22 protein-coding genes are annotated in these 21,478 nt (G+C 63.0%); 13 read left to right on the plus strand and 9 right to left on the minus strand.

Annotated features, from left to right (window positions below):
- Positions 1-69 precede the first annotated feature (69 nt).
- On the plus strand, positions 70-429 hold the full coding sequence (locus tag H0O21_RS08025) for a 2Fe-2S iron-sulfur cluster-binding protein (RefSeq protein ID WP_131454480.1): 360 nt from the start codon (positions 70-72) through the stop codon (positions 427-429).
- Positions 430-435: 6 nt separating this feature from the next.
- On the plus strand, positions 436-795 hold the full coding sequence (locus H0O21_RS08030) for an arsenate reductase family protein (RefSeq protein WP_131594613.1): 360 nt from the start codon (positions 436-438) through the stop codon (positions 793-795).
- On the opposite strand, the gene H0O21_RS08035 is transcribed toward H0O21_RS08030, so the two are convergent.
- Positions 758-2,263, minus strand: coding sequence for a hypothetical protein (locus tag H0O21_RS08035; protein WP_185189307.1), 1,506 nt, complete (start codon positions 2,261-2,263; stop codon positions 758-760). The genes H0O21_RS08030 and H0O21_RS08035 overlap by 38 nt on opposite strands.
- An 80-nt stretch (positions 2,264-2,343) precedes the next feature.
- Between H0O21_RS08035 and lepB the strand changes: the two genes are divergently transcribed.
- Positions 2,344-3,057: a signal peptidase I gene (gene lepB, locus H0O21_RS08040; RefSeq protein ID WP_185189308.1), complete on the plus strand. Its 714-nt coding sequence runs from the start codon at positions 2,344-2,346 to the stop codon at positions 3,055-3,057.
- Here the strand turns inward: lepB and H0O21_RS08045 are convergent.
- Both H0O21_RS08045 and H0O21_RS08050 read right to left on the minus strand, forming a co-directional pair.
- Positions 3,029-4,306 carry a dihydroorotase gene (locus tag H0O21_RS08045; protein WP_185189309.1) on the minus strand — a complete coding sequence of 426 codons (1,278 nt, stop codon included), beginning with the start codon at positions 4,304-4,306 and terminating at the stop codon, positions 3,029-3,031. The genes lepB and H0O21_RS08045 overlap by 29 nt on opposite strands.
- 4 nt (positions 4,307-4,310) lie before the next feature.
- A complete protein-coding gene (locus H0O21_RS08050) occupies positions 4,311-5,639 on the minus strand; it encodes a 2-carboxy-D-arabinitol-1-phosphatase (protein WP_185190940.1) in 1,329 nt (442 codons plus the stop codon).
- 70 nt (positions 5,640-5,709) lie between these two features.
- Here H0O21_RS08050 and H0O21_RS08055 point away from each other — a divergent pair, with 70 nt between their 5' ends.
- The 6 genes from H0O21_RS08055 to H0O21_RS08080 all read left to right on the plus strand — a co-directional run bounded on the left by H0O21_RS08055 (position 5,710) and on the right by H0O21_RS08080 (position 12,606).
- Positions 5,710-7,080, plus strand: coding sequence for a CPBP family intramembrane glutamic endopeptidase (locus H0O21_RS08055; protein ID WP_185189310.1), 1,371 nt, complete (start codon positions 5,710-5,712; stop codon positions 7,078-7,080).
- Between the two features lie 85 nt (positions 7,081-7,165).
- Positions 7,166-7,618 (plus strand): hypothetical protein, encoded by a 453-nt coding sequence (locus H0O21_RS08060; protein WP_185189311.1) that lies wholly within the window; start codon positions 7,166-7,168, stop codon positions 7,616-7,618.
- A 16-nt stretch (positions 7,619-7,634) separates the two neighbouring features.
- Entirely contained in the window at positions 7,635-9,419 is a 1,785-nt protein-coding gene (locus H0O21_RS08065; protein ID WP_370523014.1) for a peptidoglycan D,D-transpeptidase FtsI family protein, read from the plus strand.
- A 64-nt stretch (positions 9,420-9,483) separates the two neighbouring features.
- On the plus strand, positions 9,484-10,656 hold the full coding sequence (locus H0O21_RS08070; protein ID WP_185189313.1) for a transaldolase: 1,173 nt from the start codon (positions 9,484-9,486) through the stop codon (positions 10,654-10,656).
- A gap of 1 nt (position 10,657) precedes the next feature.
- Positions 10,658-11,044, plus strand: coding sequence for a Crp/Fnr family transcriptional regulator (locus H0O21_RS08075; protein WP_131594635.1), 387 nt, complete (start codon positions 10,658-10,660; stop codon positions 11,042-11,044).
- A 62-nt stretch (positions 11,045-11,106) separates the two neighbouring features.
- Entirely contained in the window at positions 11,107-12,606 is a 1,500-nt protein-coding gene (locus tag H0O21_RS08080) for a deoxyribodipyrimidine photo-lyase (protein ID WP_185189314.1), read from the plus strand.
- On the opposite strand, the gene H0O21_RS08085 is transcribed toward H0O21_RS08080, so the two are convergent.
- The 3 genes from H0O21_RS08085 to pyrH are packed head-to-tail and all read right to left on the minus strand — an operon-like array spanning position 12,603 to position 15,026.
- Complete coding sequence (locus H0O21_RS08085; RefSeq protein WP_185189315.1) at positions 12,603-13,751, minus strand: NAD(P)/FAD-dependent oxidoreductase; 1,149 nt, start codon at positions 13,749-13,751, stop codon at positions 12,603-12,605. The genes H0O21_RS08080 and H0O21_RS08085 overlap by 4 nt on opposite strands.
- A 10-nt stretch (positions 13,752-13,761) precedes the next feature.
- On the minus strand, positions 13,762-14,310 hold the full coding sequence (gene frr, locus H0O21_RS08090) for a ribosome recycling factor (RefSeq protein ID WP_131454467.1): 549 nt from the start codon (positions 14,308-14,310) through the stop codon (positions 13,762-13,764).
- 8 nt (positions 14,311-14,318) lie between these two features.
- Entirely contained in the window at positions 14,319-15,026 is a 708-nt protein-coding gene (pyrH, locus tag H0O21_RS08095; RefSeq protein ID WP_131454466.1) for a UMP kinase, read from the minus strand.
- Between the two features lie 133 nt (positions 15,027-15,159).
- Between pyrH and H0O21_RS08100 the strand changes: the two genes are divergently transcribed.
- Positions 15,160-15,345 carry a hypothetical protein gene (locus H0O21_RS08100; RefSeq protein ID WP_131454795.1) on the plus strand — a complete coding sequence of 62 codons (186 nt, stop codon included), beginning with the start codon at positions 15,160-15,162 and terminating at the stop codon, positions 15,343-15,345.
- Between the two features lie 8 nt (positions 15,346-15,353).
- On the opposite strand, the gene cobO is transcribed toward H0O21_RS08100, so the two are convergent.
- From cobO to H0O21_RS08115, 3 genes are read right to left on the minus strand one after another with little or no spacing between them, the layout of a single operon-like run.
- Positions 15,354-16,037 (minus strand): cob(I)yrinic acid a,c-diamide adenosyltransferase, encoded by a 684-nt coding sequence (gene cobO, locus H0O21_RS08105; RefSeq protein ID WP_185189316.1) that lies wholly within the window; start codon positions 16,035-16,037, stop codon positions 15,354-15,356.
- Entirely contained in the window at positions 16,034-16,702 is a 669-nt protein-coding gene (locus tag H0O21_RS08110; protein WP_185189317.1) for a class I SAM-dependent methyltransferase, read from the minus strand. The genes cobO and H0O21_RS08110 overlap by 4 nt, the downstream gene beginning before the upstream one ends.
- Positions 16,703-16,711: 9 nt before the next feature.
- A complete protein-coding gene (locus tag H0O21_RS08115; protein WP_185189318.1) occupies positions 16,712-17,911 on the minus strand; it encodes a site-specific integrase in 1,200 nt (399 codons plus the stop codon).
- A gap of 93 nt (positions 17,912-18,004) precedes the next feature.
- Here H0O21_RS08115 and hemH point away from each other — a divergent pair, with 93 nt between their 5' ends.
- Genes hemH through H0O21_RS08130 form a run of 3 tightly spaced genes read left to right on the plus strand, consistent with a single transcriptional unit; the run spans position 18,005 to position 21,478 of the window.
- Positions 18,005-19,180, plus strand: a complete 1,176-nt coding sequence (gene hemH, locus H0O21_RS08120; RefSeq protein WP_185190941.1) for a ferrochelatase — start codon at positions 18,005-18,007, stop codon at positions 19,178-19,180.
- Between the two features lie 55 nt (positions 19,181-19,235).
- Positions 19,236-21,089 (plus strand): biosynthetic-type acetolactate synthase large subunit, encoded by a 1,854-nt coding sequence (gene ilvB / locus H0O21_RS08125; protein WP_185189319.1) that lies wholly within the window; start codon positions 19,236-19,238, stop codon positions 21,087-21,089.
- Positions 21,089-21,478 carry a nuclease gene (locus H0O21_RS08130; protein WP_131454461.1) on the plus strand — a complete coding sequence of 130 codons (390 nt, stop codon included), beginning with the start codon at positions 21,089-21,091 and terminating at the stop codon, positions 21,476-21,478. The genes ilvB and H0O21_RS08130 overlap by 1 nt, the downstream gene beginning before the upstream one ends.

Here is a 21,478-nt window from a genome sequence, read left to right on the forward strand (position 1 = left end):
CCGTTGCAGAGCCGCGGGTTGGTGCCGGGATGCTTGTAAGTTGGTGCGCGCCCAGCATGTGAACGACCCGTGCCCACCATCCGTTTCGAGCAGGAAGGCCAGCAGGTCGGTTGCATTGAAGGAGCCAATCTTCGAAAGGCCGCCCTCGACGCCGGCATCAACCCCTACAAGGGTTTGAACAACCTCAACAACTGCGGTGGTGTCGGCCAGTGCGGCACCTGTGTGGTGGAGGTTGTCGAGGGTGCCCAGAACCTCTCTCCCCGCTCTGATGTCGAGGAGGTCTATCTGGCCGACCGTCCCGCGAACTACCGCCTGAGCTGCCGCACCAGCGTCAACGGTGACGTCACCGTCCGTACCAGGCCCAGTGATGGGGTGGGTAAGGGTTCCAACAGCCTGCTCGGCGCCGTCAAGAACCTCCTCGGACGCTGATTCTCTGTGGCTGGCTTGCAGATCTGGAGCTACTCAAAATGCTCCACCTGTCGCAAAGCCCTGGCTTGGCTTGATCAGCGGGGTATTGCCTACGAGTGCGTCGATATCACCGTCAACCCACCCGAACGCGACAGGTTGGTCCGAGCCTTCCAGCACTTCGGTCGCCTTCAGCCGCTTTTTAACACAAGCGGTCAGAGCTACAGGGCCCTGGGAGCTGCCGCTGTCAAAGCCATGACGCCTGAGCAGGCTCTTGATGCTCTGGCCGCAGACGGAAAGCTGATTAAGCGTCCCTTCCTTGAGAGCGGAGACGGCGCTTTCCTCGTTGGATTCAACGAGGCCGTATGGAGCGAGACGTTTCAGGGTTGAAGCTGAGGCCATCCAGTTCGGTGATCAGCTCATCGACGCCACCCTGGTCGCGGAGTTGCACGACACTGTTGCGCTTGAACTCTTCCAGGAACGAAGCCACCAGTTCCTGGCTGCGTTCCAGAACCGGACCTTGTTCCAGCGTGCGGGCCAGTTCCTCCCAGAAGCGATCGAAGGCCTTGATGGTCAGCTCCTCCATCTGTGCGTCTTTGCGGCCCAGGCGCTGACCGGTCTGCCGGGAGAGATCCAGAAAGGCATCCACCATTCCTGCTGCGAGTTGGCGGCTGATCCCGCTCTCTGCTTGCTGCACGGCAGCCAGCTCACGCAGCGGAGAGGGCACCATCACATCATTCATGCTGCGCTGCAAGGCATGGCCGAAGAGGGCGATCAGCTGTGGGCGCATGCCAGGTCCGACCTGGGTGAGCATCAGGGGGGCCCAGAGCCGCACCAGTTCCGCAAGCTCTCGTTCGCCGTTCTCTTCCACGGACTGGTGACTGCAGAGTCCTCGGATCCGCTGAGGCAGCCGTGGTGATCGGATCAGTCCCTGGAGAGCATCGAGGATTCGCAGGGTGAGGACTTCAAACAGTTCCAGGGCCAGCACGGCGACCACCGCACGGCTCACCGCTGTGCGCAGGGGCTCCAGCTGGATGAGGCCGCTGCTCGAGAGCCGCTCGGTCACCGGAAGAATCCGCAGCAGGCGCCAGAAGGGCAGAAGCAAAGGCAGGTCAATCCAGCGTCTCAGCAACGCATCTCTCCAGTGGATCGCTGGATAGCGCCGTTTGAGCCGTACCGCACGGATGAGGATGTCGAGCAGGAACAGCACCTGAAAAGGGGTGTCGATCCTCCAGGCGTGATCGATCGGCTGGCCGTTCTCGTCAATTCCCCGCCAATAATTGGTTGCGGCCAGGGGAAGGACGCGGGTGTTCCAGAAGGCACGCTCTCTCTCCCAGTCGCTCAGCTTGAGATAGGAATCGCTCAGCAGTCGTGCGGCGGCTTGTTTCGCTGAATCGAGGCCGGCGCGAGCCCTCAGATGGTTTTTCAGCTTCTCGAGCGTTCCTGCATTGCCCGATCCGATGAATGGGTTCTCATCGATCAGCTGGCTGTTGCGGACCACCATCTCCAGGCGCAGCTGTCGAGCCGCCGCGCTTTGGATCCCCTGCGACTCCGCAACCCGCTCCAACTGACGGAACTGGGAGATGAAGGCCTGCGTGTCCCGGTGGGGTTCGATGCCCTTCACCCGGTCATAGGTCGGAGTGATGTCAGGCAGCCAGGGCAGGGGCAGGGCCAGGTTCACCGATGGCAGGGGGTACAGGGTCCGCTGTTGCCAGAAGGTGCGCAGTGGCACATAGGTCACATCGAAGACCACCCAGGCCAAGTTGGCGGTCGCCACCAGTGCGATCAGTCGGTCCCAGCGCAGCCAGAAGCGGCCGGTGGCTGTGGGTTGCAACGCTTGCCAGCGGGGACGGACCATAGACCTGTCTGCCTGACGTCAGCCTAGAAGCCGGCACCGGTCGCGCCTATCCTTCCGGATCAAACGAGACTTGCAGCGCCTTGGCTGACGAGCAGAGGGATCCAGAGCTTCAGGCGCAGCCCGATGCCAAGTCGGAGGCCAAGAAGAGCAACACCCATCCCTTCTGGGATTTCTGGGGGCCGGTGCTGTTCACCGTTGCTCTTTATCTAGGCATCAGGCACTACGTGGCTGAAGCCCGCTTCATTCCCTCGGGCTCCATGCTGCCAGGGCTCCAGATTCAGGATCGGCTCTTGGTGGAGAAGCTCACCTACCGCCGCCGATCCCCCCGTCGTGGCGAGATCGTCGTGTTCCACTCGCCCTATGCCTTCGACCCTGTCCTCAAGTCCAACGCCTCTCCATCCGGCTTGCGTTGCGCCCTGGCCAACCTGCCTCTCGTCGGCTTGATTCCCGGGGTCGGCGATGTGGCCTGTGACGCCTACATCAAGCGAGTGGTTGCCGTGGCAGGTGATCAGGTGGTGGTGAACCCCCGCGGGCAAGTGAGCGTCAATGGTGAAGCGGTATCAGAGCCCTATGTGAGCCATGACTGCCCGCTGGACGAGCAGGGAATGAGCCGTTGCCGCACCCTCAATGTGACCGTGCCGAAGGGGCATGTGCTTGTGCTTGGGGATAACCGCCGCAACAGCTGGGATGGCCGCTACTGGCCCGGTGGCCCTTTTCTGCCTGAAAAGGAGATCCTTGGGCGGGCGGTCTGGAGGTTCTGGCCCCTCAATCGCACCGGTTCCCTGGGCTCCTGAGGCCTGAGCTGGTCACCCGACCCTGAAGCATCAAACCCTGCCAGGGCTGATTGGCAGCTCGGGGTTGATCAGGGTCTCGGCGATCCATGCGCCAGCTGTGCTCCGGATCAAACAGGAGCCAGCGTCTGCTGCCAGTTTCCAGGCGCTCCTCCGGCCGGCCAAGAAGGCGTGAGGGGCCAAAGCTCAGCACCTCCCAGAGCTGACGGATCGTCCAGCCCCGTTCCAGCACAAGGGTTTGCCAGAGCGCAGGCAGCACCAGCTGATGACCGGCCAGGCCTCGTTTTCGCTGGTCCGGCGGGAGCAGGCAGTCCTCCTCGTCGATCGGCACCGCATGCACCGCCACGGCCTGAATCACGCCGGACCCTAGGGCTTGGATCAGGGCCTCCCGGTCCTCCGGGGCACCGAGGGATGGGGTCACGCTCCAACCCATCTCGGTGGGGCTCAGCCGGCTGTGGTCGCTGACCAGATGCCACCAGCAAACACTCGCCTGCGGGCGGACGCTCGCAGCGGCAAGCTGGCTGACGGCCGCGGCGGTGGAGAGATTCATCAGCCGAAGCCGCCGCTGTGGAAACTGGCGCTGAAGGTCTAGCAGCTGTCCGAGCGGCAGCGTTTCGCTGGCGACAGGGTCAGGCGTCCATCCGGCCCGCAGGGTGGCGACCCCCTCTCGCACCAGGCCATCACCCTGGATGCCGGGATCGCGGGGTGCCAACAGGACTGGCGCTTCACCCATTTCACCAAGCACGAGTGCCCGCTGCAGCAGAGCGATCGGCGGGCAGGCATCGTCTTCGGCGAGACCGCATGCACCCTGATCCAGCAGGTCGCCGTGGGCTGAAAGCTGCTCTCCACGGCCCTCGAGGCTGAAGCCACCCCACAGGTGCACTCGCACATCGCTGTCCTCCCCGGCAAATCCCTGCAGGCGCTCCACCCGGTCGCGCCACGAGTTGGCTCTGGGCAGCAGCGCCACCTGGCCGTAGCCCGCTCGGGCGGCGGCATGGCGCAGGCTCAGGAGCGTCTCGGCCGCTCCTGAGAAGGGGCGATCCAGCACCGAATGGGGGTCCACAAGGCAGGGGGCCAGGATCTGGCTCGGCCTTGGATCGGGCGCCACTCCGAGCGTGGAAGCCTGTTGCCGAGCCTCGTCATCGAAGGCCACGAGAACGCCGTCCTGGATCAGTGCGGCGCCACCATCATTGGGCTCCCGGTCACGACTGATCAGGAGCCGGACGGGATCCAGCAACAGGGTCTGGCGCATCAGCTCAGAGGGCTCCGGCGGCGGTGCGATCGAGAACGCCTCCCAGGTGGGAGGTGAGATTGAGGCAGGTCACCACTGCAGGCTGGCCCGGATCGACCGGCATGTCGACCACGGTCACACCACCGTTGCCCTGTTTCACCGCCCAAATGTCCCCGGGGCTGAGGCCGAGCAGCTGGCAGAGAATGGTTTTGTTGACCGCGTCATGGGCAACCACAAGGGCGGTCTCCTCAGGCTCGAGGCTGTCGGCGATGGTGGACCAGGTGTTGACGGAGCGATCCCAAACGTTCTGGATTGTTTCCCCCTCCGGCATCTGAACCGTTTCCGGCGTGCGCTTCCACTCCTCGAGAAGAGCACCCCACTCCGCCTGGATTTCGGCTTCCAGCTTGCCCTCCCAGAGCCCATGGCCGATCTCCACCAGGCCGCGGGTCACGGTGAGGGGTACACCTGGATGGGAGCGCAGGATGCCCTCTGCGGTCTGACGGGGTCTGGACATCGAACTGCTGTAGGCCCTCTGCAGAGAGACGTCAGCAAGGAAGGCCCTGGCGGCCTCTGCCTGGGCGTGACCGTTCTGGTTGAGGGGGATGTCGATCTGTCCCTGGAAGCGACCCTCTCGGTTCCAATGGGTTTCTCCGTGGCGAACCAGGATGAGGCGGGCGCCCTTGCCCTTCGCCGGCAGGGCCTGGCCGAGGTGGGAGGTGTTGTTGAGGCATTCGATCTGCACCTGATGGCCATCGGCCTTTGGCGTGAGGTTGAACACCGACAGGGAGGCATTGTCGATCTGAAGGCGTCGGAATCCCCGCTCCGGTTCCCCCAGGAGCACCAGGATCAGGCAGCGCAGGATCGCGTTGTGCCCCACCACGAGAACGGTTTCGTTCCCATCCACCGGGTGCTTCTCGAGCAGTCGGGTCAGGAAGTGGCGGGCCTGCTCCATTAATTCGGGCACAGGCCGGTAGCGACTGCCGTCCTTGCGGGTGAGTTCCAGTGTTTCTGGGTGCAGGCGCCAAGCGCTGTAGGCCTCTGGATCTCTGGCAGCCCGCTCATCGGCCGTGAGACCACTCCAGGGCTCCAGGTCCACCTCCAGCAATCCCTCATCCAGCACAGGTTGGAGATCACCGCCCTTCGCGGCGAGCAGGCCTGCGGTGGTGGCTGCCGCTCGCTGGAGCGGGGAGCTGTAGACCGCATCGATCGGCACCTCCTGGAGAGCTTCGCCGGTCCGTCTCGCCTGCGCTTCCCCCTCGTTGGTGAGCTTGGACAGATCATCCCGTCCCTGGATCCGGCGTTCCACGTTGAAGCTGCTCAGGCCATGGCGAACGAGGAGAAGTCGCAGAGACACCGGATCAGGGGCGAAGGCGCGGCCATCGTATGGGCGGCCGGTGAGAATCAGTGCCAGTCGCCGCCGGCCGTTGACCACGCCCCCGCTCGGACGCACCACTCCCGTCAAGGGATTCCTGGCCGTTCTCTCTCTGCTTTTGGCAGTGACCGTGTGGGTGGTGGGCCTGTTGGATAGTCTCAGTCGCCCCTCAGTGGCGCCGGCCCTGTCCCTCCAGCAGCAGGAGATGGCTTTGCTGGCCGGATCCGCCTTGCCGGATCCGCTGCGCTCCCTCTTGGTCGGCAGCGATCCGGCGGCCACCCTTCGGGATGCTCTAAGAGAGATCCCTCTCGATCGACTGGACGATCGGCAGCGTCTTTTGCTGGCGTCCCTTGAGGCTGACTCAGACAAACGGCGACTTGTGCTGGCACCACCGCTCGGCAGTCCTGACCTGCAACCACTGCAGCGGGCTCTGGTGGATGACACGCAGTCCGCACAGTTGTCGGTGTCGGAGCGAGATCTCCTTGCGGACCCCAAGGCCGATCCACTCCTGCGGGAGTTGAGTTGTCTGGCGCTTGGTGGCACCACCGTTGATTGTCGGCAGCAGGCCATCGCCAGGGCCGTCGCCCGTCGTCTGGTCCTAGCGGAATTGCTGCCCTTGCTCGCTCTGGTGCTTGGTGCCGGCCTGCTGCTGCGTCATCTGTGGCTGCTCTGGCGGGGGGGGATCAACCCTTGGCCAATGCTCACGGCTCCGCCTCTGACGCTCGTTGACATGGTGCTCCTGGTGGCGGGTGGTTTCGTCGTGCTCGGGGAGGTGCTTCTGCCCCTGGTGGTGAGTCCGGTGACGGCGGCGCTGTCGCGGGGGTTGGCTCCTCCCCTCAGTCAGGCGGTGTCGGTGCTGTTGGGTTACGCCGCCCTGGCCCTGCCTCCTTTGGTGATCATCCGCCAGCAGCTCAAGGGTGTGGACCCGGCCACGAGGCCGGAGTTTGGTTGGCTGCAGTGGCGCCTCCGTCCTGCGGGGACGTCCGTGATCCAGGGGGGACGGGCCTGGCTCATGGTGATGCCACCGGTGGTGTTCACGGGTTGGCTGATGGGGCGTCTTCTCGGCGATCAGGGGGGCAGCAATCCCCTGCTCGAACTTGTGCTGCGCAGCCAGGATCCGCTTGCGCTGATCTTGCTGGCCACCACGGCCATCGTGCTGGCTCCGCTGTTTGAGGAGACCGTCTTCCGGGGGGTGCTGCTGCCGGTGCTTGTGCGTTATCTCGGCCGCGGCTGGGGTGTGTTTCTCAGCGGTCTTGTTTTTGCAGTTGCGCATCTGAGCATCGGGGAGTTGCCACCATTGCTCGTACTTGGTCTGGGGTTGGCGTTGCTGCGTCTCAGCAGCGGTCGTCTGTTGCCCTGTGTGGTCATGCACGCCTTCTGGAACGGCGCCACTTTCCTCAATCTGATCCTGCTGGGTGGCTAGCCCAAAGGCCCTGTGATGATCCGGTGTCTGCCGCTTGCAGCAGCCTGTCTCAGGTGGTTCACTGGCGCATTGGTTGGCAGCTGCCGTGACCGCCGTTCCCCAGCCCAGAGAGACTGCCCATGAGCGCAGTCGCGCTAACGCGGCGCTTGAGCTGATTCAGGGCTCTATGTCAGCCCAGAAGGTGGCCCGGCGTTCCCCCTTGCTGGCTAGTTGTCATCGTGCAGCTGATGGGGGCTTGCTCGGCGTGTTCCTGGCTGTGGTCGTGCTGAGTGGCCTCACCCTTCATTGGCAGCACCGCTGGACCATGGCGTTCCGCCAGCTGGAAGTCACCCGCTCCCTGTCCCATCGCTTGACGGAATCCACGGCGATGCTTGAGCAACATCTTCTCGAAAAAGCGCGACTTCCCCGCACCTTGGTTCCCACCAAGGCATCGGATCTTGTCTATCTAGAGCGGCCCGCTGCTGCGAGTCAGCCACCGCTGAATCATCTGGCGATGATCGGTGCCTGGATGGACGGGCCCATCCATCAGGGGTACTGAGCTGATGCCGAAGGCGATGGATGAGAGGACGCGCAGGCCGGCGCGTCCCCGCCAGCGGGTGATTCACCTTGAACCGGTTCCCGCAGGTCGGATCCGCATTGTCTATGCGTTGCTTTGCCTGGGATTGATCGGTCTGGCCGGGCGGATGGCCTGGTTGCAGGTGGTGCAGTCACAGGACCTTGAGGCTCGGGCGCGTTCCTTGCAGACCCAGCGCACCGATCCGCTCGGAACCCGGCGTCCAATCGTCGATCGTTCCGGTCGTCTTGTCGCTCTTGATGAGGAGCGCTTTCGCCTTTGGGCTCATCCCCGCTATTTCAATTTCCCCGGTGATGCCCCCCAGCGGGTGCGCCCGCCCCTTGAGGTGGCCCGTCGCCTCTCCGGCCTACTGGCGGTGCCGATGGCTGAACTCGTCAAGCGAATCGGTGATCGTCCCTCGGGGATTCGTCTCGCCGAGGGCATTGATCCTGAAACCGCATCCGAGATCCGGCGGCTTGGCATTAGTGGTCTTGATCTTGAGGCCTACCCCTATCGCGTTTATCCGCAGGGTGACCTTTTCGCCAATGTGGTGGGCTTTCTCAATCTGGAGCGGGTTCCACAGGCTGGTCTGGAGCAGAGCCGGGATGAAGACCTGCGCCGTCATGAGCAGTCCCGAAGCCTGAGGCGCGGTGCTGACGGCACGCCCCTGCCCGACAGCCTCAGCCCCGGGGTCTTCTTTGGAGATGATCTGCGCTTGCAGCTCACCCTCGATGCTCGACTGCAGGAGCTGGCTGCCAAGGCACTGACGGCTCAGGTCAAGAAATGGAAGGCCCGCAAGGGTGTTGCGATCGTGATGGATGTGCGCAACGGCGAGCTGCTTGCCCTTGCCTCCACCCCCACCTACAACCCCAATCGCTACTGGTCCTTCCCTGCGGCACGGTTCCGGGAATGGTCTGTGCAGGATCTCTATGAACCTGGCTCCACCTTCAAGCCCATCAATCTTGCGATCGCTCTTCAGGAGGGGGTGATCCAAGCCAACGGTCGAGTGAATGACACCGGTCAGCTTCAGATCGGTGGCTGGCCGATCTTCAACCATGACCGCCAGGGCAATGGCGTGATTGATTTTCCCACCGTGCTTCAGGTGTCAAGCAATGTCGGCATGGTGCAAGCCATGCGCAATCTCAATCCGTCCGTTTATTGGGATTGGCTTTACCGACTCGGTATCGAGACCCGTCCGGATACGGATCTCCCTGGTGCCCAGGCTGGCCAGTTGAAAGCGAAGGAGCTCTTCACAACCCAGCCGATTGAGCCTGCTACAGCCGCATTCGGCCAAGGATTCGCTCTCACGCCGTTGAAGCTCACTCAGCTCCATGCCCTGCTTGCCAATGGTGGTCGTCTGGTCAGTCCCCACATCACGCGTGGTCTTCGCGCCGGTGATGCCCTCACCAGCTCGGGCCGTTCGTCTGGTCAGCAGTTGCTCCGCCCTGAGGTCACCCGCACCGTGATGGCCTGGATGGAGTCGGTGGTGGATAAGGGCAGCGGCAAGGGAGCCAAAACCCCCGGCTACCGGATCGGTGGCAAAACCGGAACGGCTCAAAAAGCCCACAACGGTGTGTACATCCCTGGGGCCCGGATCTGCAGTTTCGTGGCCACCCTTCCCGTCAACGATCCCCGCTTCGTGGTGGTGGTGGTGGTGGATGAACCTCAGGGAGACAACGCCTATGGATCCACCGTTGCCGTGCCTGTGGCCAAGCAGATCATTGATGGCTTGCTGGTGTTGGAACAGATTCCGCCCCAGGTCGCGGTCAACGCAGCACCCGGGTAGCGCAGAGGGCTGTCAGTTCGAAAACCGCCGCTACGTTACGGGCATTGAGCCTGTTCTTTGCCCCATGGCTTCACTTCTCGAGCAGCTGTCCGCCATGACCGTTGTCGTGGCCGACACCGGTGATCTCGAGGCGATCCGTCGGTTCACCCCTCGGGATGCCACCACCAATCCGTCCCTGATCCTGGCAGCGGCACAGATTCCCGCTTACCAGAGCCTCATTGATGAGGCCTTGCGCTGCTCACGCAAGCTGATCGGCGAGAACGCACCCGTGGAGGATGTGGTGCATGAGGCCCTCGATGAGATCAGCGTGATCTTCGGTAAGGAGATCCTCAAGATCGTGCCCGGCCGGGTGTCGACTGAGGTTGATGCCCGCCTCAGCTTCGATACTGAGGCCACCATTGCCAAGGGTCGCAAGCTGATTCGGCTCTACAACGATGCTGGGATCAGCCATGATCGCGTCCTGATCAAAATCGCCTCCACCTGGGAGGGGATTAAGGCCGCAGAAGTGCTGGAAAAAGAGGGCATTCATTGCAATCTCACCCTGCTGTTCGGTTTCGGTCAGGCCGTGGCCTGTGCCGAGGCAGGTGTCACCCTGATCTCCCCCTTTGTCGGGCGCATTCTCGACTGGTACAAGGCCGATACCGGCCGCGACTTCTATCCCGGTCCTGAGGATCCGGGCGTGCTGTCGGTGACGCGAATCTTTAACTACTTCAAGACCTACGGCTACAAAACCGAAGTCATGGGTGCGAGTTTCCGCAACATCGATGAGATTGTCGAATTGGCTGGTTGCGATCTGCTCACCATCTCACCCAAGCTTCTTGATCAGCTGCGTGAGAGTGATGCCTTACTCACCCGCAAGCTTGATGGCTCCAATCCGGTGAGCAGCGAAGAGCAGATCCATGTGGATCGTGATCGCTTTGATGAACTGATGCATGCCGATCGCATGGCGACTGACAAGCTCGGTGAGGGCATCAAGGGCTTCAGCAAGGCCATCGAGACCCTCGAGCAGCAGCTGGCGCATCGTCTGGCCGAACTGGAGGGGGGAGCGGCATTTCGTCATGCCGTTCAGGAGATCTTCATGCTCAATGACATGAATGGCGACGGTTCGATCACTCGTGACGAGTGGCTCGGTAGTGATGCCGTTTTCGATGCCCTCGATCAGGACCATGACGGTCGCCTCACTCCCGAGGACGTGCGTCAGGGCTTCGGGGCCGCACTGACCCTGGCCACCGCCTGAGATGAACGCTCTCGATACGATGCGAGCCCTTGCCGCCAAGGGTGAATCTCGCAGCTGCAACGCCGGGGATGTGATCTTTGCGGCCGGTGATTCGGGCACATCAATGTTTGGTGTGCTCGAGGGATCGGTCCGGCTGAATTGGCACACCGATGCCGGCACAGAGGGCTACGAGCTGATCGAAGCGGGCCATGTGTTCGGTGCTGGTGCTCTCGTGATGAGCGACCACCGACGGCTCGGCACCGCCATCGCCGTGACGCCCTGTCGGCTTCTTGAGATGAACCGGGAGAAGTTCCTGTTCGCTGTGCAGGAGGCTCCGATGTTTGCGATCGAGTTGCTCGCTTCCGTCGATGAACGGCTGCGTGATCTCAAGCTCAAGGGCCAGGCCTGAAGGTGGGAAGCCGCTGAACAGAGCGCTCTGTTCCTAGGGTCATTTCCGGTGCTTTAAGGCTGATGCCGGATCACGACCGGCCCCTCCAGCTGGTCTGGTTCAAGCGTGATCTCCGCACGGTTGATCACTGGCCCCTGTTTGAGGCTTTGCAGCAGGGGCCAGTGCTTCCCCTCTACATCGTTGAGCCTGAGTTTTGGCGTCAGCCCGATGCTTCCGCCAGGCAGTGGGCCTTTTGCGCTGAAGCGCTTGCAGATCTGCGCCAGAGACTCGAGCAGCTCGGGCAACCGCTTGTGGTGCGTGTGGGGGATGCGATCTCTGTGCTTGAGCGGGCTCGGCAGCGCTTGGGTATGGCGGCTCTCTGGAGCCATGAGGAAACAGGCCATGCGCTGAGCTACGCCCGCGATCGGCGGGTGGCGGCCTGGGCTCGGGAGCATGGCATTCCCTGGAGGGAGATTCCCCAGTTCGGGGTGATCAGGGGGTTGCGACGGCGGCAGGGGTGGGCACAGCACTGGGAGACACGGATGAGGGCCGAGCTCGCTCCTGAGCCGCAGTCTCTGCTCCGGCTCGATGGCCTGGCCCCTGGAGCGATCCCCACATCCGCCGATCTGCAGCTGCGCTCCGATCCCTGTCCCCATCGTCAGATCGGCGGTCGTCGTGAAGGACAACAGACCCTGGACACATTCCTGCGTCGTCGTGTGAACCGCTACGCCGGTGGCATCTCCAGCCCGCTCACCGCGTTCGAGGTCTGTTCCAGGCTTTCGCCCTATCTCACCTGGGGCTGTCTGTCCCTGCGGGAAGTGGTCCAGGCCAGTGCGCCGATTCAGGGACGTGGTGGACGTCAGTTCCGCTCCCGCCTGCACTGGCATTGTCATTTCATCCAGAAGCTCGAAAGCGAGCCTGCGATCGAATTTCAAGACTTCCACCCCTTCATGCGCGGCATCCGTCCGTCGCACCCCGAGCGCTTGCAGGCCTGGGCGGAGGGGCGCACCGGTCTGCCGTTCGTGGATGCCTGCATGCGTGCGCTGATCGCCCATGGCTGGCTCAACTTCCGGATGCGGGCGATGTTGATGTCAGTGGCGAGTTACCACCTCTGGCTTCCGTGGCGAGAGAGCGGTCTGCATCTGGCCCGGTTGTTCGTGGACTACGAGCCTGGGATCCATTGGAGTCAGTGCCAGATGCAGTCGGGCAGCACCTCAATCAACACGATTCGCATCTACAACCCGATCAAGCAGGGGCTCGACCATGACCCGCACGGGGTGTTCATCCGTCGCTGGTGTCCAGAGCTGGCAGGAGTTCCTGATGTGGTGCTGCACGAACCCTGGCGGGGTCACCCTGACCATCCACGGCCGATCGTCGATCCAAAGGTTGCGGCCCGGGAGGCGCGCGATCGCATCTGGGAGATTCGGCGCGCCTCCGGTTTCGATCAGCTTGCTGATGCAATCCAGGAGCGCCATGGATCGCGGCGTGCGGGGCTTCGGCCCTTGGGCAAACGTCGATCACGCCGGACCCTGGAGGGGGCAGGCGCTCAGCAGCTGACCCTGGATCTGGGGGCAGAGATTTAACCGCGCTGCAGCATCAGACGGCGGATCACCCGTTGGGCAATGTCGCCGTAGCCCATCTCGCCGGAGAGAATCTGGGCAATGCGCTGGGGAGCGGTTGGCCGCTTGATTCCCAGCTGGTAGCCCACCTTCGGAAAGCGGTAAAAGACCTGAGCAATCCGGCGACCCCAGGCCATGGAGTCTCCCCAGCGTCGCCGCATGCCGGCGCTGTAGCCGCTGAGATCGCGGTTCTCGCCTCGGAGCCAACCATCCAGATGGGTCGCCGCTTCACACCCGCTCATCAGCGCGGGCCGCAACCCCTCCGCCAGGAAGGGATCACAGAGAGAGGCCGCATCACCCACCGCCAGGATGGCCTCGCCGTGGAGGCGCTGATGGCCATTCCAGACCCGCAAGGAAGCCTGTTGGCGTAGCCCCGCATCCGCAGCGAAACCCAGATCCGGAAGCAGTTGCTTCAGGATCGCCTCGCTGTCGGTGTCCTGACGACCGATGAAGGTGCCGACCCCCACATTGACCCCATCACCGATCGGAAAAGCCCAGGCGAAGCCGTGGTGCACCAGGCCAAATTCGAACCGGGCCGAACCGGGTTGCAGCGCTCCGCGACCCTGAAGGCGCACAGAGGTGGTGCGTGCTGTGTGAAGGCTGGAGGGGCCCAGGCCGAAACGCGCCGGCCAGGGGGAGTTCGAACCATCGGCAATCACCACGGCTCGGCCGACACATTCCTGGCCGTCGTCACTGCGGACCAGCCAACGCTCATTCTTCCGCTCCAGGTCCTTCACCGACCAGCCCTGCAGAAGTTCAGCCCCCTGCGCTTGGGCCTGCTCCAGGAGAAGCTGATCGAGTCGTTCGCGGCGCACAATCCAGAACGGTGCCGAGCCAGGAAGGTTCGCCACCACAGGATCCTCCAGGCACCAACTGAAATCGACCCTGTTGATCACCTCCTCCACCGCCGGGGTGAGTGGGAAGGGGAACCATTGCTGCACGGATGCCGCCATGCCCCCGCCACAGGGTTTGACCCTGGGCGAGGGATCCCGTTCAAGAACGACCACCCGGTGTCCCGCGCTGGCCAGATGGAAGGCCGCAGCACCCCCGGCTGCACCACCCCCCACGATCAGCACATCGGCATCGCTACACCATGCAGAACCGGTCACAGGTGTCTGCTCACACCTTCAGGATGTCGGCTTCCTTCGTGGCGAGGTGCTTCTCGATCTCGGAGATGTAGCGGTCGGTGAGCTTCTGGATACCGTCCTGCTCGTCACGGCTCTGATCCTCCGAGAACTCACCCTCCTTTTCCAGCTTCTTCACCTTGTCGATGCCATCGCGGCGGATGTTGCGAAGGGCCACCTTCCCCTCCTCCGCATATTTGGAGGCCAGCTTGCAGAACTCTTTGCGCCGTTCTTCGGTGAGGGGCGGCACGTTGATGCGGATGATCTTGCCGTCGTTGTTGGGGGTGAAGCCCAGTTCGCTCATGGCGATCGCCTTCTCAATCGCGCCAAGGGCACCGATGTCGAAGGGTTGGATCTGGATCGTCTGGGAGTCGGGGGTGGAGAGGGTTGCCAGCGACTTCAGGGGGGTGTCGGCGCCGTAGTACTCGACGCTGATGCGGTCGAGCAGGGAGGGGTTGGCCCGCCCGGTGCGGATCGTGTTGAACATGCGCTGGGTGGATTCCACCGACTTCTGCATGCTGGCTTCGATCTCGTTCTGAGTCATGACGTTCTCTAGTTGCTGATGCGGGATCCGATCGGTTCACCGGCCACGGCCCTGCCGATGTTGCCGGGTTCAAACAGATTGAAGACCACAATCGGAATGTTGTTGTCTTTGCACAGGGCGATGGCGGTGCTGTCCATCACGGCCAGTTCCCCACTGAGGACCTGTTGGAAGGTGAGACTGTCGTAGCGCACGGCATCGCTGTGCTTCTCCGGATCCTTGTCGTAGACCCCATCCACCTTGGTGGCCTTGAAGACAACGTCGGCGCTGATCTCTGCAGCCCGCAGGGCAGCGGTGGTGTCCGTGGTGAAAAAGGGGTTGCCGCAGCCGGCGCCGAACACCACGACGCGACCTTTCTCCAGATGCCGGATCGCCTTGCGGCGGATGTAAGGCTCGGCGACTTCCTGCATGCCGATAGCGGTTTGCACTCGGGTCGGCACACCGGCGCGTTCCAGGCCGTCCTGGAGTGTGATCGCGTTCATCACCGTGGCCAACATGCCGACGTAATCGGCAGTGGCTCGATCCATCCCAGCAGCTGAACCCTTGAGACCCCGGAAGATGTTGCCTCCGCCGACAACGATCGCCAGCTGGGTGCCACTGGCAACGACCCGTGCCACGTCCTCGGCGATCGATTGAACGATGGCGGGATCAATTCCATACCCCTGATCACCCATCAGCGCTTCGCCGCTGAGTTTGAGAAGGGCACGCGCGTAGGCCATGCATCCACCAGATCTTGCTGACAGTAGCAACAGCCACTCAACGTTTCTTCCCGTGGGGACTTCGCAACTGAAGTGGCCAGGGGCTGGTGCATTGCCCCTGGAATCGCTTCCATGGAGCAGTGCTGAGCAGTGCATGGCGGCGGAGCAGGAACCTCGCAGCGGCGTGATGGCCCGTCTCACCCTTTCCGCACTCGATCGGGCCAGTCGCGATCCTGCCTGCTGGCGAGATCCAATCGTTCATCGGGCCTTGCTCGTGAGCGGTTTGTCTGTGCTCACCACCGCCTCCAGCCTTCTGGAGGCCGATCTCAACCGCTCCTGAACCTGGCGTCAGTATTCGATTCCTGCCTGGGCCTTGACGCCTTGTTCGCGGAATGGATGGCGCACCAGAGTCATTTCCGTCACGAGATCAGCCCGTTCAATGAGTCCCTGGGGTGCACCTCGGCCCGTCAGGGCTACATGGGTGAGGGTCGGTCGGGCATCCACGCCGGCCAGCACGTCCTCAAGGTCGAGGTAACCCAGTTTCAGGGCCACATTCACCTCATCGAGAATCACCAGCTGGTGCTCTTCGCTGCGCAGGTAGTCGAGTGACTGTCGCCAGGCTCCCTGCACCAGCTGCCGATCCCGTTCACGATCCTGGGTTTCCCAGGTGAATCCCTCCCCGAGGGCGTGCCAATTCAGGGCATCACCAAAGGTCTGTAGGGCTCGGGCTTCCCCAGGTTCCCAGCCACCCTTGATGAACTGCACAATGGCGACCCGATGGCCATGTCCGAGGGTGCGCAGAGCGAGGCCAAGGGCGGCTGTGGTCTTGCCTTTGCCATGACCTGTGAACACCATGACCAGGCCCTTTTCCAGGGAGCGTTCCTGCACGCGTTGCTGTTGCACTTGCTGCCGTCGACGCATGCGCGCCTGGTAGGCCTCCGCATCGCGTTCAGGGGCGAGATCGCCCCCCATGCCGAGTTCTTCTGCGGATTGATCGAGGGTGTTGCCCTCGTGGGTGGCTCCAGAAGTCATGCCATCGCGTCCTGGTCTGTGAGCAGCATGGCCGCAGGATCGCGTTGCGCCACGATCCGTTGCAGCGCGTCGCCTGCGAGCGACTCCCAATCCACGCTTCGATAGCCGATTGTTGTCAGCTGGCGGGGTAAATCGTCCTCCAGGAGCGCCAGGGCCGTTTCGGTTTCAAACAGGGCGCAGAACAGCCTCTGGGGCAAGCGCAGCCACGGACCTGCCGCATGCAGGTCAACGATCACGATCCAGCCCCCCGGCTTCAGCAGCCGAAGGCTGCTGCGCAGCACCCTCTCCCGTTCCTGGCGACTGAATTCATGCAGCGCCAGGCTGATTTGGATGGCGTCGAAACTGGCCTCCGGCAGTGGCGGGTCTTCGGCAAGGCCCTCGATCCGCTCTAAGGCTGGGTGTCGCTGGGCCGCCAGTGCTAAGGCCCTGGGTGAAACGTCGAGCCCCGTCACCTGAAAGCCGGAGGCCAGCCAGGGGGAGGCCGCTTCACCACTCCCGCAGCAGAGGTCCAGCACGGTGGCCTGTTGGGGCAACCGCGGCTGCAGCGCTTCCAACCCCAGGGCACGCAGCCGAGGAACCCCTCCCACTGCCAACGCTGCAATCGCGGTCACACTGTCGTAGATCCAGCGGTGGCGGTAGGCGAGCTGACGTAGAGGTGAGGCCATGGATTCCGATCAGGCTCTGTGGCGCGCCAGGGCTGCATCCACCGCCTGCTGCTGGTCACGGCGGGTGATCCAGTGGTGGTAGGTGCGGGTGTGAATCGCCACGGAGTGGCCCATCATTCTTGCGGCGACTGTGTCGGGCAGGCCGATGTGAATGGTCCGCACCGCCCAGGCATGGCGCAGGTCATAGGGGGTGAAGGGCAGTTCGTAGCGCCGGAACTGTTCCGCCACCCGGCGTCCTACCTGCTGAAGGGTGGTGCGGCGTAGATCGGTGCAGACAGCTGGCAGTAGGGATTCATCGCGGCCGAGGGGCTCCAGCCCGAAGCGCTCAACCCACTCAGGATGAAAGGGCCAGGCCTGATGTTCTCCCGTTTTGCTGGTGGGCAGCACGCGGATTACACGATCACCTCCCGGGGCGAGGGCTGAGAGATCGCAGAAAAACACCTCGTGATTGCGCAGGCCATAGGTGGCCATCAAGCCGAACACCAGTCGCCATCGAGGGTTGGGAATTCGCAGGCAGGTTTCGAGAATCTCCCCGTCAGTCGGCAGGCTGCGGAAGCGGGCACGGTGCAGTCCGTAGCCACCGGCCTCTGCGCGCCAGTTCTGGGGGAGTGTGATGGCGCAGTGCCGCGCCAGGGCGGCGAGGGCCGTGGCGCATTGCTGTCTGCTGCGGCTGCCCTCCTCGTAGCTCTCAAGGGTGGCCTTCAGCAACTCGACGCCCAGCGGTAACGGCCTGCTCTCCGCCAGCATTTGGAGCCGGCGCAGGTAAGGGCGGTAGGCGGCCGTCCAGGTGCTGCGGCTGCCGGCAGCCGCCCGTCGTCGGATCGGATCGCTGAAAAAGGCGTCCTTAAAGCTGTTCAGTTGGCTGTTCAGCGATTGGCTGTTGAGCGACTGGCTGTTAGGCGAGTTCTGGTCTGAGCGTGCGTTGGGAGTTGCGGATTGACGGGCAGGGCTCTGCCACTGGTCCCAGCGGAACTGGCTACGCCTCAGTTGCAGATCCACCATCTGCAGCAGTCGTTCAGCCTCCTGCAGGTTCTCCTCAGCAGCGGAAAGTCCAAGGCTCAGCCGTTGCACCCGCAGCGTTGCGGAGTCCTTGCGGCAGGGCAGGGGACCGCGGAGATTCAGGCGTTGCCCCCGCTGCTCGATCCGCAGGCGGATGCCATGCGCCGCCAGGTCAGCGTTGATTGTTGTCAGTGCGCTGCTCAGATCCATCCAGTCCGGGTGACGCCTCCACGCTTGGCCTTGATGCCACGTTGGCGTTGATGGGGGTTACGCTCAAGCCCCTTCTTGCCTCGCACATTCTCCATGGCCAGGGTCGGTGTCCTTCTTCTCAACCTCGGGGGACCCGAACGCATTCAGGATGTCGGTCCCTTCCTTTACAACCTGTTCGCCGATCCTGAGATCATCCGGTTGCCGATCCCGGCATTGCAGAAGCCTCTGGCCTGGTTGATCAGCACCCTTCGCAGCGGCAAGTCCCAGGAGGCCTATCGCTCGATTGGTGGCGGTTCTCCCCTGAGACGGATCACCGAGCAGCAGGCCCGTGAACTCCAGAGTGTGCTGCGTCAGCGGGGGATCGAAGCCACCACCTACGTAGCCATGCGCTACTGGCATCCGTTTACGGAATCCGCTGTGGCTGACCTCAAGGCCGATGGCATTGAGCAAGTGGTGGTGCTCCCCCTCTACCCCCATTTTTCGATCAGCACCAGCGGCTCCAGCTTCAGGGAGTTGCAACGGCTGCGTCAGCAGGATCCAGCCTTCCAGACCTTGCCGATCCGTTGCATTCGCAGTTGGTACGACCATCCCGGCTACGTGCGTGCGATGGCGGAATTGATCGCTGGCCAGGTGCGCGCCTCGGATTGTCCCGAGGCCGCCCATGTGTTCTTCAGCGCCCATGGTGTGCCGAAGAGCTACGTGGAGGAAGCGGGCGATCCCTATCAACGGGAGATCGAGGCCTGCACGGAATTGATCATGGCCGAGCTTGGCGCGATCCTCGGCTGGTCGAATCCCCATACCCTCGCCTACCAGAGCCGGGTTGGCCCCGTTGAGTGGCTCAAGCCCTACACCGAGGAGGCCCTTGAAGAGCTCGGCCATGCCGGTACCAGGGATCTGGTGGTGGTGCCCATCAGTTTTGTCAGTGAACACATCGAAACCCTCGAGGAGATCGATATCGAATACAGGGAGCTGGCGACGGAGGCCGGGGTGGTGAATTTCCGCCGTGTTCCTGCGCTCGATACCTACGCGCCTTTCATCGAAGGATTGGCCGATCTGGTCTCCACCAGCCTGGAAGGGCCCGAGATCAACCTCGACCAGGCGGCAGAGCTGCCCACCAAGGTCAAGCTCTACCCGCAGGAGAAGTGGGAGTGGGGTTGGAACAACAGTTCAGAGGTCTGGAACGGTCGTCTCGCAATGATCGGTTTCTCGGCTTTCTTGCTGGAGTTGATCACCGGTCAGGGGCCTTTGCATGCCCTCGGCCTGCTCTGAAGCAGCCTTTCGCCCGGGCCCTTAATCTTGAGGTCTAGACCCGTGTGATGACGCAGTGACCCTGACCTCCGCTCCCTCGGTCTCCAGTGCGTCCGATCCAGCCGGCAGTCGCCGGGTCACCGGGGCAGAGGCCCTGATGGATGCCCTGCATCGCCATGGCGTTGACACGATTTTCGGTTACCCCGGCGGGGCGATCCTGCCGATCTACGACGCCTTGCATGTGGCGGAAAGCCAAGGCTGGGTGAAGCACATCCTGGTGCGTCATGAGCAGGCGGGCACCCATGCCGCCGATGCCTATGCCCGTGCCACTGGCAAGGTCGGGGTGTGTTTCGGAACCTCTGGGCCTGGCGCTACCAACCTGGTGACCGGCATTGCTACCGCCCAGATGGACTCGGTGCCGTTGGTGGTGATCACCGGTCAGGTGCCCCGCGCGGCGATCGGCACAGACGCCTTCCAGGAAACAGATATTTTCGGGATCACCCTTCCGATCGTGAAGCACTCCTGGGTGGTGCGTGATCCCGCCGATCTCGGTTCGATCGTTGCTCAAGCGTTTCTGATCGCTGCCAGCGGCAGGCCCGGTCCCGTGTTGATCGACATCCCTAAGGACGTCGGCCAGGAGGAGTTTGATTACGTGCCCGTTGAGCCCGGCAGTGTGATTCCTGCCGGTTTCCGTCAGCCCGCGCCTCCTGAAGAGGCAGCGGTGGCAGCGGCACTGGCCCTGATCGAGGAGGCCCGTCGTCCCCTTCTCTACGTCGGAGGTGGTGCGATCTCAGCTGGAGCTCACGCCAGTCTGCGGATGCTTGCCGAACGTTTCCAGCTGCCTGTCACCACCACGTTGATGGGCAAAGGGGCCTTTGACGAGAACCATCCCCTCTCGGTGGGCATGCTGGGCATGCACGGCACGGCCTATGCCAATTTCGCGGTGACGGAATGCGATCTGTTGATTGCCGTAGGCGCCCGGTTTGATGACCGTGTCACGGGCAAACTCGACACCTTCGCGCCCCGGGCGCGAGTTGTGCATTTCGAGATTGATCCTGCTGAGGTGGGCAAGAATCGCCCCGCCGATGTGGCCGTGCTCGGTGACCTTGGCCTCAGCCTCTCGCGACTGGTGGATCTGAGCCTTCAGCGTCATGAGGAGCCGCGAACCGCTGCTTGGCTCGAGCGCATCGAGGCTTGGAAGCAGCGTTATCCGCTCACGGTTCCCCAGCCGGAAGGTCCGATCTATCCCCAGGAAGTGCTGTTGGCTGTACGTGATCTTGCCAACGACGCCATCGTCACCACGGACGTGGGCCAGCATCAGATGTGGGCGGCCCAGTATCTGCGCAATGGGCCCCGCGGCTGGATCAGTAGTGCTGGTCTTGGCACTATGGGTTTTGGCATGCCTGCTGCGATCGGCGCTCAGATGGCCTGTCCCGAGCGTCAGGTGATTTGCATCGCTGGCGACGCCAGCATCCTGATGAACATTCAGGAGTTGGGAACGCTTGCGGCCTATGGCTTGCCAGTGAAGGTGGTGATCGTGAACAACCATTGGCAGGGAATGGTGCGCCAGTGGCAGGAGAGTTTTTACGAGGAGCGCTACTCGGCCTCCGACATGCTCAATGGCATGCCCGACTTCATCGCGCTGGCCTCCGCCTTCGGAGTGGGTGGCGTCAAGATCACGGAACGTTCCCGCTTGCATGCAGACCTCGGCGAGGCCCTGCGTGCTCCTGGCCCGATGCTGATCGACGTGCATGTGCGCCGTGGCGAGAACTGCTATCCGATGGTTCCCCCTGGCAAGAGCAATGCTCAGATGGTTGGCTTGCCGGCCCATCCCGAGCTGGCCATGGATACAACCCGCAGCTGTGGCAGCTGTGGTGCCACAACGGCCCATGAACATCGCTTCTGTCCATCCTGTGGGGCTTCGCTCTGATGGGGAGGGATTGGAAAGCCCGACTCCTCCATCTGGTCTGCGTGGTGGTGTTGCTCCTGACTCTGCCGTTGGCTGCCGCTGCCGCAGAAGTCCTCCAGGTGCGCAGCCCCTCGCTGCTGCAAATCGGTGACCGCAACCGCAATTACACCGTGCGTCTCGCTTGCCTGGAGGTGGATGCAGCTCAGGAGGCGGAGGCCATCGATTGGCTGCGTCAGGCCCTGCCTAGGCGCCGTCGTGTCAATCTTCGTCCCGTGGGTACTGAAGACGGAACCCTGCTCGCCCGTGTGACTCCGCTTGGTGCAGAACAGGATCTGTCGATGGCGATGGATCAGGCCGGTGTCGGGCATTTCACTTGCCCCTCTGAACCTCCCACTGTTGCCAGCCTCTGA

Source organism: Synechococcus sp. HK01-R (genome assembly GCF_014217855.1).
In the GTDB taxonomy this organism is placed as follows: domain Bacteria; phylum Cyanobacteriota; class Cyanobacteriia; order PCC-6307; family Cyanobiaceae; genus Synechococcus_C.